This is a genomic window from Anatilimnocola floriformis, from assembly GCF_024256385.1.
In the GTDB taxonomy this organism is placed as follows: Bacteria; Planctomycetota; Planctomycetia; order Pirellulales; family Pirellulaceae; genus Anatilimnocola; species Anatilimnocola floriformis.
The window spans coordinates 442,956-455,524 of the sequence record NZ_JAMLFW010000001.1; the positions used below are offsets into that span (position 1 = coordinate 442,956).

At 59.2% G+C, this 12,569-nt stretch carries 7 protein-coding genes; 4 read left to right on the forward strand and 3 right to left on the reverse strand.

The window, feature by feature from the left end:
• Nucleotides 1-31 precede the first annotated feature (31 nt).
• The gene (secA, locus tag M9Q49_RS01765) at nt 32-3,709 is read right to left on the reverse strand and encodes a preprotein translocase subunit SecA (protein ID WP_254506927.1); all 3,678 of its coding nucleotides are present in this window, start codon (nt 3,707-3,709) and stop codon (nt 32-34) included.
• Nucleotides 3,710-4,520: 811 nt separating this feature from the next.
• The gene (locus tag M9Q49_RS01770) at nt 4,521-5,048 is read right to left on the reverse strand and encodes a hypothetical protein (RefSeq protein WP_254506928.1); all 528 of its coding nucleotides are present in this window, start codon (nt 5,046-5,048) and stop codon (nt 4,521-4,523) included.
• Nucleotides 5,049-5,221: 173 nt separating this feature from the next.
• Between M9Q49_RS01770 and M9Q49_RS01775 the strand changes: the two genes are divergently transcribed.
• The 4 genes from M9Q49_RS01775 (at nt 5,222) to M9Q49_RS01790 (ending at nt 9,229) form a co-directional block, all read left to right on the forward strand.
• Complete coding sequence (locus M9Q49_RS01775) at nt 5,222-6,910, forward strand: FtsX-like permease family protein (protein WP_254506929.1); 1,689 nt, start codon at nt 5,222-5,224, stop codon at nt 6,908-6,910.
• A 134-nt stretch (nt 6,911-7,044) separates the two neighbouring features.
• Nucleotides 7,045-7,803 carry an ABC transporter ATP-binding protein gene (locus M9Q49_RS01780; RefSeq protein ID WP_254506930.1) on the forward strand — a complete coding sequence of 253 codons (759 nt, stop codon included), beginning with the start codon at nt 7,045-7,047 and terminating at the stop codon, nt 7,801-7,803.
• A 197-nt stretch (nt 7,804-8,000) separates the two neighbouring features.
• Entirely contained in the window at nt 8,001-8,210 is a 210-nt protein-coding gene (locus tag M9Q49_RS01785) for a hypothetical protein (protein WP_254506931.1), read from the forward strand.
• Nucleotides 8,211-8,518: 308 nt separating this feature from the next.
• Nucleotides 8,519-9,229 (forward strand): hypothetical protein, encoded by a 711-nt coding sequence (locus M9Q49_RS01790; RefSeq protein ID WP_254506932.1) that lies wholly within the window; start codon nt 8,519-8,521, stop codon nt 9,227-9,229.
• 70 nt (nt 9,230-9,299) lie between these two features.
• Here the strand turns inward: M9Q49_RS01790 and M9Q49_RS01795 are convergent, their stop codons facing one another.
• Nucleotides 9,300-12,515 carry a c-type cytochrome domain-containing protein gene (locus M9Q49_RS01795; protein ID WP_254506933.1) on the reverse strand — a complete coding sequence of 1,072 codons (3,216 nt, stop codon included), beginning with the start codon at nt 12,513-12,515 and terminating at the stop codon, nt 9,300-9,302.
• Between the last annotated feature and the right edge of the window lie 54 nt (nt 12,516-12,569).

Here is a 12,569-nt window from a genome sequence, read left to right on the forward strand (position 1 = left end):
GGTTACGTTTTAAGTACGCGGAGCCGACGCCCTACACGGTGGCTCCGCCGCCCATGCGCATGTGGCAGTTCTTGTACTTCTTGCCGCTGCCGCAAGGACACGGATCGTTGCGACCGACGCGTGCGCCGCGGTTACGGATCGGCTCCGGCTTGTTGTCGCCCTGACCACCTTGGCTGGTTTGCTGCATCGATTCGTTGAGCGAGTCATCGGCGCCGGTCACCGAGTCGTGACGCGAAACCATTTGATCTTCGGGAAATGTGCTGCGGACGAAATCTTCGTTCAGCTGTTCCACCTTGAAGACGAGTTCCGTCACGCGGTCGTCGAGCGAGACCCACATCTGCTCGAACATCTTCATGCCTTCGCGCTTGTACTCGACCTTCGGATCGACCTGGGCATAACCCATCAGGCCGACCGAGCTGCGGAGGCGATCCATCATCAAGAGATGGTCCTTCCACATCGTGTCGACAACTTGCAGCAGCACCGAGCGTTCCATCCGGCGAATTTCCAGACGGTAACGATCTTCGACATCGATCAGCAGCTTGTGTTCGAGTTCTTCGGCATCCATGTCGCCGAGTTCTTCGGCAGTCAGCTTCGAGCGGAGCTCGGTTTGTGCCCACTGCGCGAGCTTCTCGACCTTGCCGCTGGCGTCGCCGTTGTTCGAGTTGAAAATCTCGGCAACGCGAGTGCGAACTTCTTGCGTGGCCTTCTCGGCTTGTTGCTGAACGCGTTGGCTCATCGGCAACATGAACTGCAGCATTTCGGGCTGCGTCTTGTTACGCAGATCTTCGATATCGATCGGCGTCGAAAAGCGTTCGCTGGCCCAGCGGACCAGTTGTTCGCGATCGAGCGCGCCGCGTTCGCCACCGCCGGCAGAGTAAATGCCCGCCATGATCGGATACTCTGCTTCCTTGCGGTCGTAGAGCGCGATGGCCTGGTCGGTGACGTACTTCTTGACCGCGTTGGTGTCGAGATTTTTGATCTCGTCGTAGTTCAGATCGAGGCCAAACTTGCTGCGAGCCCAAGCGATGACCGTGCGATAACCAAAGTCGTCTTCGAGGAACGGCTTCCCTTCGGAGAGATCGACCTTCTTGATTTCCTGATGCGAATGTTCGATCAGGTGCTCAGCAATGTGATCGCGGCCGACCTTCTTCAGGTGCTTGTCGTTGAAGTTTAGGCCCCAACGAGTGTTCGCCATCTTGGCCATGGCTTCCCAATTCCATTCTTCCTCGTCGGTTCCCTCCGGCAGATTTTCATCGAGGCCGTCTTGAATGTGCGTCTCGGCGGCGCGGCAGGCTTCCTTGATTGCGAAGTCTTCGGCAGCGCTGTAATCCGAACCGAGGAAATCGCGAGCTTCGAATTGAGCGGCCAGGCGGGTACCGGCGAAAGCGGCGAAGACGCTCGGGCCGTAATCACGCTTGAGGAACGTCTCGACGTTTTGGTTCACCTGCTTGCGAACCATTTCCAAGATCAGGTTGCGGCAATTCTCGCCATCGAGAATGTTCTGGCGGAAGCGGTAGATCCGCTTCCGTTGCTCGTCCATCACTTCGTCGTAGTCGAGCAGGTTTTTGCGGGTTTCGAAGTTCCGCTCTTCCATCTTCTTCTGCACAGCCGAGATGCGGCGGCTGACCATCGGATGTTCGATCCGTTCGCCTTCCTTCATCCCCAACCAATCGAGCACTTGCGTAACCCAAGCGCCGGCGAAGATCCGCATCAAGTCGTCTTCGAGCGAGAGGAAGAAGCGGCTGCTGCCGGGATCGCCTTGACGACCGCAACGGCCGCGAAGCTGAAGATCGATACGGCGGGCTTCGTGGCGTTCGGTGCCCACGACATACAAGCCGCCGAGTTCCTTGACTTTCACGCCCTCGGCCTTCATCTGTTCGCGTTCATCGATCTCACGGACGAGCGCATCCCACTCGGCATGCGGCACATCGAGACGCGTGGCGTAGCGATCTTGCAGCTGAGCCCAAGCCATCGTTTCGGGATTGCCGCCGAGAATGATGTCGGTACCGCGGCCGGCCATGTTGGTGGCGATGGTCACCGCGCCCATGCGGCCGGCCTGCGCGACGATGTCGGCTTCGCGCTTGTGATGCTTAGCGTTGAGCACTTCGTGCTTCACGCCGCGCTTCTCGAGCATCGCGGCGATTCGTTCGCTCTTCTCGATCGAGACCGTGCCGATCAGCACGGGGCGGCCGCGATATTCCAGGTGATCGATCTTCGAACGTTCGATCGTTTCGGTCTCGCGCGTTTCCTTCGGCTGATATTGAACGTTGTCGTCGGTTTCCTTGAGGATCAAACCGACCAGCTCTTCGCCGCTCTTGAGCACGACGGTGTCGTACTTGTGAACCCGTTCGATATCGTCAGCGACGGCGATGAACTTTTCCTTCTCGGTGCGATAGATCGCATCGGGGAACTCGATCCGCTGCAGACCGCGGTTCGTGGGAATCGCGATGACGTCGAGCTTGTAGATCTTCCAGAATTCGCCCGCTTCGGTCATGGCCGTACCGGTCATGCCGCAGAGCTTGTTGTAGAGCTTGAAGAAGTTCTGCAGCGTGATGGTGGCCAGCGTCTGCGTTTCTTCCTTGATCTTTACCCCTTCTTTGGCTTCGACGGCTTGATGCAAACCATCGCTCCATTGACGGCCATCCATCAAGCGGCCGGTGAATTCATCGACGATGATGACCTTGCCGTCCTTCACCACGTAACGCACGTCGCGCTGATACAGGTAGTTGGCCTTCAGCGCGTTGTCCATCAAGTGGGGCCATTCCATGTTCCCCGCGGTGTAGAAACTCTCGACGCCGGCGAGCCGTTCGGCTTCACGCACGCCGTCGTCGGTCAAGTTGACCGTGTGGTCCTTCTCGTTGACCGTGAAGTGCGTTTCCTTCTTCAGCTGCAGCGCGATGCGATTGGCTTCGGCATACTTGGCCACGTTGTCGAAAGCCGGACCGCTGATGATGAGCGGCGTACGAGCTTCGTCGACGAGAATGTTGTCGACTTCGTCGATGATGGCGAAGTTCAATCGGCCCTGCGATTGCTGCAGCGATTTTGGATAGCGATCGTCACCGCGCGAGGCGGGACGCATGTTGTCGCGCAGATAGTCGAAGCCGAATTCGTTGTTCGTGCCGTAGGTGATGTCGCAGTCATAGGCTTTCTGCCGATCGTCGACATCCATATCACTTTGAATGGCACCGACCGTCAGACCCAGGCCCATGTACAGCGGGGCCATCCATTCCATATCGCGGCGGGCGAGGTAATCGTTCACCGTGATGACGTGCACGCCCTTACCTTCGATGGCGTTGAGGTAGGCGGGCAATGTGGCGACCAGCGTCTTACCTTCACCGGTCACCATTTCGCCGATGGCGCCGCTGTGCAGCACCATGCCACCGATCATTTGCACGTCGTAATGACGCAGACCGAGGAACCGCCGGCCACCTTCGCGGCACACGGCAAATGCTTCGACCAGAATGTCGTCGAGCGACTCGCCGGCCTTGAGGCGCGCGCGGAACTTGCTCGTTTGTTCCTTGAGCTCGGCATCGCTCAAAGCTTGATACCGCGGCTCGAGCTCGTTGATCGACTCCACCTTGCCGGCCATCTTGCGAACGAGGCGGGCGTTTGATGTGCCGAACAGGGACGTCACCCCGCGCTCGAACCCCGAGAGCAGGCCGCCAAAAAACTGGCCAAACGATTCCCAAGTACGCTCAAGTAAGTCCATACATCACATCAGTTGTGCGAGTTATTGCTGCGAGCACGCAGAGTAGTGACTGCGTGCGTTGCTGCGCTCGGTTAAAACGAACACAGCTAGCGCAGGGTGACATCCTGCCAGCCCTGGCGATACTTTCAGACGGTAGTGCAAACGCTTTGCCCAAGTGCGGTTCCGGTCATTCAGATTGGCGCAACTTGCACAGCCCCAAAAGTTTATTGAGAGGGGCGAATTTGGTCAATTGCGGTTCGGCTGCCGGAATGGCAGGGCTCGCACCCCTACCGCTTTTAGCAATTCGTGGCGGGCCAGCAGATCTTTGCTGGCGAACTAATCCGCACCTGCCTTGTGGACGATTGCCAGCCGACGTCTAACAACATCCATCAGGACAAGTCGATTTGTACAACAGTTGTTCGAGCTTTTTGGATCGGCCGTAAGTCTGTTCGGTATAATTGGTTGAGACAGAAAACGAGCGTTTCGAGCCCTGTTTTTCACAACACTTAGGCGGGTAAATACAACACTTTCGCCGCTAGTCCACAACGGTTTGCTCCCAGCTTTCGCCCGCAACCGGGCCGTGGGCGTTGTCGTGCCGCCGGCGCCTTGCCAAAAAGTGAACCGCCTCAGCGGTCAAAGATGAATTGCCAAAGATCGAGAACTTACCGCAACCATTGAACACCGAGCGCTGGACATCTTAGGTCTGACGCATTCCGGCAAAAAAGAATTGCCCACGCCACCGCGACCATCTGGGCTTACCCCAGTGGAGCGATCACTGGCGAGCTACAACGTGATCGCCCCGCCGGCACAAGGCCGAGCGGTCGCGAGCCTCTCACCAAATCGCGTACGTATCCACCGCCGTTTGCAACTTCCCGGTCCACACCGCGTTTTTCGTGGCTTGCTCGTCGGGGTTGATTTGATAGACAGCCCGCAGCTTTACCTGCGTCGGCGATTTGCCAGGTGTGGCCGCAACGGCGTTTTCCCAAACGGTTTTGTCGAGCAGATCGACGCTCAGTACATAGGTGTCGCCGGGCTTCAGTTCGAGCCAATCGGGAAAGTTCTTCGACCACTCGCGAGGCTTTTTGCTGATTTTCGTCACGCTGCCATCGTCGCCGACGAGCTCAAACGACAGGTTGCGATAGCCCCACGAATATTTGTCGGTCCATAGTCGCAGCGGCGCATCGGAGACATTCTTCACCAGCACATGCATGGGGCCGGACGTATTCAGCGAGCGGTGGTTGTGGTGAATCGGAATCGCAATCTTCAGCTCCAGCAACGGATTGGCTTCCGGTTTTTCCTCTTCGGCGAAAGCGGGAAGTGATAGCGTGCAAAGACAAACACAGGCTAGGAGTTTTTGCATGGGATCGACCAGAATAAGTGATAGCGTGGCTCACGCCCATTAAGACGACGCCCGCCAAGCTTTCGTTTTGCTCACGCGGTTCCACTTCAAACTGCTATTGGCCATTCCGACCCCCACGGATGACAATGCCCGGTTAGTTGGAAGCTAGGATTCACTTCGCCAAAGGATTGGCCATGTACAAGCTGCTGCTCGCGTGGCGGTATTTGCGAACGCGGTATATCGCGCTCGCCTCCATTATCAGCGTCACGCTCGGCGTGGGCACCCTCATTGTCGTCAACAGCGTGATGGCGGGCTTTGCCAACGAGATGCACATCCGTCTGCACAGCATCCTGGCCGATATCGTCTTCGAAGCCCACGGCATGGATGGCTTCAACGATCCGCAGTGGCACGTCGAAGAGATTCGCAAAATCGTCGGCGCCGATCTAAAGGGAATCACCTACGCGGTGCATGTGCCCGCGATGGTCAATGTGCCGGTGCGTGGCCAGTGGATCACGCGGCAAGTCAGCCTGGTCGGCGTCGATGAAGCGACCTACGCCGACGTCAGCGACTTCCGCGAATACCTCGTTCATCCCGAGAATCGGCAGAAGCTCAGCTTTCGTCTGCACGAATCCGACTACGACAAGGACGGCAAGCGCGGCATGCCGCCATCCGGCTGGAACTATCGTCGCCTGAAGGCGCAGTACGAACGCGAAATGGCCATGGAGCAGGAACAACTCCGCCGTTCGCAAGAAGTTCCGCGGGCCATTCAGCCGCAAGACCTCAAGCCCAAAGATTCGCAGCAGCTGCAACCGGGACAACTCCCCACACTCAAGCCACCGATGATGCCGGAAGAGAAGAGCGCGGAAAATTTGCCGCCGGAAACGGCCACTGCACAAGCAGACCCGGTCGCACCAACCACCGCTCCGCAAACCACCGTTGCTCCGCCGCCGGATCCGTTTGCTTCGCAAGCTTCGACGCATCCCGCCGATGCTTTTGATCCCGCCAAGGAACAATTCACCGGCGTGATTCTGGGCATCGCCATCGGCAGCGTGCGGCAGCGCGATGTCAAGGGGAACGTTGTCGACTATTACATGTGCCGCCCCGGCGATGATGTGCGGATAACGTTTCCCTCGGCAGGTCAGCCGCCGAAGGCGATGAGCGATATGTTCACCGTCGTCGACTTTTACGAAAGCAAGATGAGCGAGTACGACAGCAGCTTCGCCTTCATGCCGATCAAGCGTCTGCAAGAAATGCGCGGCATGATCGATCCGGCCACCGGCCGCGAAGCCGTCACCACGATTCAAATGCGACTGAAGCCCGGCGCCGATCTGAACGCGATTCGCGATCGACTGCGTGAGCGCTTCCCCGCCGAAGCCTTTCCCTATCGCATTCAAACCTGGAAGGACATGCAAGGCCCGCTCCTGGCCGCCGTGCAGATGGAAACAACGCTCCTTAACTTGCTGTTGTTCCTCATCATCGCGGTCGCCGGCTTCGGCATTCTCGCGACGTTCTTCATGATCGTCGTCGAAAAGACCAAGGACATCGGCATCCTCAAAGCCCTCGGCGCACCGAGCCGCGGCGTGATGAGCATCTTCATCAGTTACGGTTTTTCGCTCGGCCTGGTCGGCGCGACGGTCGGCATGATCGGCGGCGTGTTGTTTGTGATCTACATCAACCACATCGCCAAGCTGATCGAATACATCACCGGCCACGAGGTCTTCGATCCGACGATTTACTACTTCTCCAAAATCCCCACGATCCTGCAAACGCAAACCATCATCGGCGTGATGTTCGGCGCTGTGGCGATCGCGGTGTTGGCGAGCGTCCTTCCTGCGCTCCGCGCTGCGAGGCTGCATCCGGTGCAGGCGCTGCGCTACGAGTGACGGGGTGTGGGAGATGGGGAGTATCGGAGATGGGGTGAATATTTGTATTCACTCCCTCTCCTCGGTACTCCGGGGAGAGGGATGGGGTGAGGGGCTAAAGCTAAGTCGACTAACCATTGCAAAGTGATATGAATATGAGCACCGCAACTGAACCCAAATCGCGCAATAAACCCGCGGTAAAACCACCCGCCACCGCGAAAACCGCCGTGCTGGCGGCGCGCAACGTCAAAAAAAGCTACTTCAAAGCCAAGCTCGAAGTCCCCGTGCTGCGAGGCGTCGACTTCGCCGTACAGCCCGGCGAGTTCGTCGCCATCATCGGCCAAAGCGGCAGCGGCAAAAGCACACTGCTCCACCTGCTCGGCACGCTCGACGCGCCGACCAGCGGCGAGATCTTCTTTGACGGCAACCGCATCGACAACCTGCCGACGGCGGGCCGCGACGTGCTGCGGAACAAACACTTCGGCATGATCTTTCAGTTCTATCACCTGCTGCCCGAGCTCTCGATGCTCGAAAACGTCCTCACGCCGCTGATGATCGCCGACGGCGTGTGGCGATACCTGCTCAACCGCGGCAAGTACATGCAGCGGGCCAAAGAACTGCTCGACCTCGTCGGCTTGTCGCACCGTCTGTCGCACAAACCCAAGGAACTCTCCGGCGGCGAAATGCAACGGACCGCGATCGCCCGCGCCCTGATGGTCCAACCGCGCGTCCTCCTCGCCGATGAACCGACCGGCAACCTCGACCAACAAACCGGTCAGGAAATCATGAACCTGCTGAAGAAGCTCAACCAAGAGCAAGGCCTCTCGATCGTGATGGTCACCCACGACCAGGCCATCGCGCGGCAGGCGCATCGCATCGTGCGTTTGGTCGAAGGGCGAGTGGAGAAGGAGTGACGGTGGTGGGGTGATGGGGCGGTGGAGTGATAGGGCGAGGAGCTGGTGGGGAGTCGTTTTGTCTTTTACTCCCTCGCCTCGGTACTCCGGGGAGAGGGCTGGGGTGAGGGGCCGAGCCGCGAAAAGACGCAGCCATCTTTTGAGTCCCCGCACCCAACAAGGTACAATGCACCTAGGCCAGTCAAAGGAGGCCTCTGATGAACCGCATTGTCATCCAAAAAGACGTCGCTGAACAAATCCGTCAAGCAGACGGTCAAATCGAATTAGTCGATGACCAAGGCCATCGCGTTGGAGTTGTGCGTCGCCCGCCCACTCAGCAAGAGATTCAGTTCGCCAAGAGTCGCGTCGGTAGCCAATCGCCAAAGTTCACCATGGCTGAGCTAATTGCCAAGATCGAAGCTCTGTAGGTCGAGACGCCGTGAACTACGAAGTCAAATTCTCACTGGAAGCTGTTGAGGATGTCCTCCGCATTACGATGACGAGCCAGCCGTCATCAGCGCTTCCACGCAACTGCAAGAGCAGCTGAAGGATAGCCCAGCTGAGGCGGGTGAGCACTTGAGCGAGGGGCCTGTACTACATCGATTGCGAACCTCTGCGGGCGTTCTACACGATTGACGACGAAGATCGCGAGGTTGGAATCGTGAACGTGAAGTCGCTGTAGCCAAATCCAGTTGCACTTTCTCCCTCGCTGCCCGTATGCTGAACCCCAGCGGGCATGGGGCGCTCGCTGCTGGAGACTAACGACATGCTGTCGTTCTTTGTATTGTGCCTGGCCGCGCTGGGCGCTGAGGATTCGGGATCTCGCCATCAAGCAGTTCCTCCGACAACACAGGCTGCGACAACGCAAGCCGCGGCGGAAGTTCGCCGGCCGTTCCACGAGATTCAAAACGAGCTGAGCGATCTGCTCAAGCGTGAGGCGCTGACCAAAGATGCCGCCGAGCGCTCGGAACTCGTTCGCCGCATGTGCGTGCTGCATGGCGAGATCTTGCACGATCCCCGCCACGAATATGCCGAAGCGATGAAGGGTTATCGCACGCAAGTTTGGGCGCGACTCAAGCGGATTCAAACCGATCTGAAGAACAAGATCGCCCGCGATCGCAAAACAAAGGCCCCGGACATCGGCACCGATCCCGCAATTCTCGCCGCGAGCGACAGCCTAGCCGCGAGCCTGAGTCTCCTCGATTCCTCGCTCAACGGGCCAAGTGCTTTGCTGGCCCGCGGCGGTCGCGCTGGCCCGGCCGACTATGGCCCGGAACTTGTCGATCTGATCGAACGCACGATCAATCCCGATTTTTGGGATACCAACGGCGGGCCGGGAACAATCGTTTATTTCGCGCCGCTCCGCTGCCTGGTGATCACCGCGACGGGTGAAATGCATCAGAACGTCGGCGGGCTGGTTGGCGGCTTGCGAGCCGCGGGACCGTAAGATTTCTCGGCTTTGTCGCCACGCGGAGCGCACTCCGCGTGGTGATTCTACTCGTGTTGCGAATCGATCCCTACTTCGCGGCCGTCTTGTCCCCTTCGGGCTTCGGCGCTTCGAAGGTCGCATAGACCTGGCCGTTTTCGCTCCAGACGCGAAGCGTGCTGTCGGCCCCACCGGCAATGATCGTCTTGCCATCGGCACTCGCGGCTGACGAGTACATGTAATCGGCCGAGCCGGGGAAGTCGCGAACATTGCCGCCGTTGGCAGCGTTGATGAGCTTCACCTTGGCGTCGCCGCTGCTGGCGATGACGTTGTCAGTCTCGCCCACGAAGCTCAGGTTTGTCACTTCCTTGCTGAACTGATTTTGCACGGTGCGAGCCTGATCGCCGGTGCGGGTGTCCCAAACCTTGATAACGTTGTCGGCGCCGCTGCTCGCCATCAGGCGACCATCGGCCCGCCACGAAACGCCCAGCACGTGATGGGTGTGACCTTCGAACGAGCGGACGAACTTGCCATCGGCCACGTTGAAGAGCTTCACGAATCGATCGGCGCCGCAGCTGGCGATTTGCTTGCCATCGGGGCTGAAGTCGATCGAGAAAACCGTGTCGCTGTGGGGTTCCTTGAGAGCGAGCACCAGGTTGCCGTTTGAGACATCCCAGAATTTGATCTCGCCGCTTCGCGATGGTTCGCCGCCGCCGGTGGCGAGCACTTTGCCATCGGGGCTGAAGTCGAGGGCGGTCACGCGATCGACGAGCTTGTCGGCCATGTCAGCCGAGCCGATCGTTCGTTCTAGTTTCCATTCGCTGGCGATGTCCCAAGCCTGCGCGGTGTTGGCAGCCGCGGTCGCGATGAGTCGCGAGTTGCTGGCAAAGGCCACGCCGGCCAGCGGAGCACCACCGCCGAAGACTTCGACGGCTGCGCCGGTTTCGGCCGAGTAAGTGTGAATGGCCTGGTCGTCGCCGACGACGGCAAAGATCGCGCCATCGGTCGAGAATGCGGCTCCCTTGCCAGGCTTTTCGCTATCGGTGACGGCCTTGTTGGCGACGACGAGATCGGCGTCGTTTTTCTTGGCGGCTTCTTCGCGATCCTTCACGGCTTGTTCGAAACCGGGCACGGCTTCGGTGGCCTTCTTCACGGCTTCGTCGGCCCGTTCGACCGAGCGCTGGGCCGCTTTGAAGGTGCGGTCGGCGGCGCTTCGTTCGTCGATGGCCTTGGTGTAGACCGGCATGACCTGCTTCACTTTTTGATCGGCTTTGGTGAATTCCGCCATCGCGTCGGTGGCTGCTTTATCGGTGTTTTTCTTCGCTTCGTCGGCAGCCTTCTTAGCTGCTTCGGCATCGTCGCGAACTTTCGTGGCAGCGACTTTGCCTTCGGCGGCTGCTTTGCTCTTCGCTTCGGCAGCGGTGAAGGCTGCATCAGCGGCAGCGAGGGCCTTCTTCAGATCTTCGTTGGCGGCGTCTTTGTCCGAAGCTTCCTTGGCCTTGGCTTGGGCGTCCTTGGCTTTGGTCATTTCGTCGGTGGCGTCCTTGTCGGCTTTGCTGGCCGCGTCGCGATCGGCCATGGCCTTCTTCAGAGCTTCGTCGGCTTTGACGACTGCTTCATCGGCGGGCTTCTTAGCTTCGTCGGCCTTGGTTTTCTTTTCGGTGGCTTCGGCGAGCGTCTTGTCGGCGTCTTCCTTGTCCTTGGTCGGCGCCTTGGCAGCTTCTTCCTTTTTCTTGAAATCATCTTCAGCCGTTTTCACGGCTTCCTTCGATTTCTTTTGATTCTCTTCTTCAGCCGTCTTACGCTTCGTGGCTTCAGTGAGATCGGCTTTGGCGAGCTCGACATGCTTCTTAGCGAGCGCGACCGCGCGAGTCACTTCGGCAGCCTTCAGCGAAGCGCGGAGATCACCTTTCACTTCGGCGATTTGCTTGTTGTCTTCGCCGTTCCAGAGGCGCGAGGTGTTGTTGGCACTGACCGAGACAAACCGCTTGCCATCGGGACGAACCGCGATGCCGTCGATCGGCGCGCCGTGGGCCATCGTTTTGCCGGCCTTGCCAGTGGCGACATCCCAGGTCTTGAGATTGCCGTCCTTGCTGCCGGAGAGAAGCGTTTCGCCCTTGCCGATGGCGGCGAGAGCGGTGATCGGGCCGCCGCTGCCGGTCAGTTCGAAGAGAGGTTTCGGCGCTTCGGCCGGTTGAGCGTCGACGAGAGCGTAGAGGCGGATGATGTTGTCGCCGCCGCCCGTGGCGACCGTCTTGCCATCGGCGACGATGGCGACGGCGTTGACGGGCGCGGGCGTTTCGATCTTGGCGAGTTCTTTCTGGTCGGCGATGTTCCAGACGCGGAAGGTTTTGTCTTGTGAGCCGGAGACGAGCTTCGTGGCATCGGCATTGAAAGCCACGCCGGTCGCAGGACCACCGTGACCTTCGAGAGTCTTCGCGACTTTGCCGGTGGCGACTTCGAAGATGCGGATCTTGCCGTTCTCTTCGCCGATCGCAGCCCACTTGCCGTCGGCCGACGTGGCCAGCGAACGGGCTGCTGTTTCGAGACCGGCCAGGTCGAGAGCCTTGGTCGGCTGCGGCTTACGCCACAGCTTCACCGTGCGGAAACCACCGCTGGCGAGGAGCGTGTTATCGGGCGAGAACTTCAGCGATTGAATGAGATCCAGATCGGCGACGCCGGCGTTCTTGTAGAGACCTTTTTCGAGCAAGCTGGGATCCGTTAGCCGGCCGAGTTCGCGCTTGCTGGGAATGTGATAGAGGAAAATCTGATTGGCCCGGGCGACCGCGGCATACTGACCGTCGCTGGTCAGAGCGACTGCGTAGATCGGATTCACACCAGCCGGCAGCGGCTGCCAAACGATGTTGGCCGAAGCCGCTTTCACTTCTCCCTTGGCACCCTCATCGATCCACTTCTTGATCAAGCCGAGCTCTTGCGGTGTGAGAGGCTTGGCCTTCACGTCGTTGTCGGGCGGCGGCATGACGGGTTCTTTTTGCCGCGCGGCGAGCTTGATCAGCAGGCTCTCGGCACCTTTGCCGGCGACGACGGCGGGGCCTTCGCTGCCGCCCTTGAGAATGGTCTGCGGCGTTTCGAGCGTCAGGTCGCTTTGAGCTTCCGTCGCACTGTGGCAGGCCAGGCAATTGCGGCGGAAGATCGGCAGGATTTCCTTTTCGAAATCGATCGGGCCTTCATGCTTCACCTCGGCGATTTCGATCGGCTTGAGGGCGACCTTGGGCTTGGCCTGGCCGAGTGCGAGCGCCGGAGTCAGGCCGAGAGCGAGGAAGAAGAAATTGCGAGCAACGTTCATGATTCACCGAAGAGGTGGGTAGTAGGCGGGCGTTTTCGATTCGTAGGACGGACC

Bases quoted from the DNA above. Each gene is read 5' to 3' on its own strand.
- secA (WP_254506927.1), bottom strand. From the start codon at position 3,709: ATGGACTTACTTGAGCGTACTTGGGAATCGTTTGGCCAGTTTTTTGGC.
- M9Q49_RS01770 (WP_254506928.1), bottom strand. From the start codon at position 5,048: ATGCAAAAACTCCTAGCCTGTGTTTGTCTTTGCACGCTATCACTTCCC.
- M9Q49_RS01775 (WP_254506929.1), top strand. From the start codon at position 5,222: ATGTACAAGCTGCTGCTCGCGTGGCGGTATTTGCGAACGCGGTATATC.
- M9Q49_RS01780 (WP_254506930.1), top strand. From the start codon at position 7,045: ATGAGCACCGCAACTGAACCCAAATCGCGCAATAAACCCGCGGTAAAA.
- M9Q49_RS01785 (WP_254506931.1), top strand. From the start codon at position 8,001: ATGAACCGCATTGTCATCCAAAAAGACGTCGCTGAACAAATCCGTCAA.
- M9Q49_RS01790 (WP_254506932.1), top strand. From the start codon at position 8,519: ATGGGGCGCTCGCTGCTGGAGACTAACGACATGCTGTCGTTCTTTGTA.
- M9Q49_RS01795 (WP_254506933.1), bottom strand. From the start codon at position 12,515: ATGAACGTTGCTCGCAATTTCTTCTTCCTCGCTCTCGGCCTGACTCCG.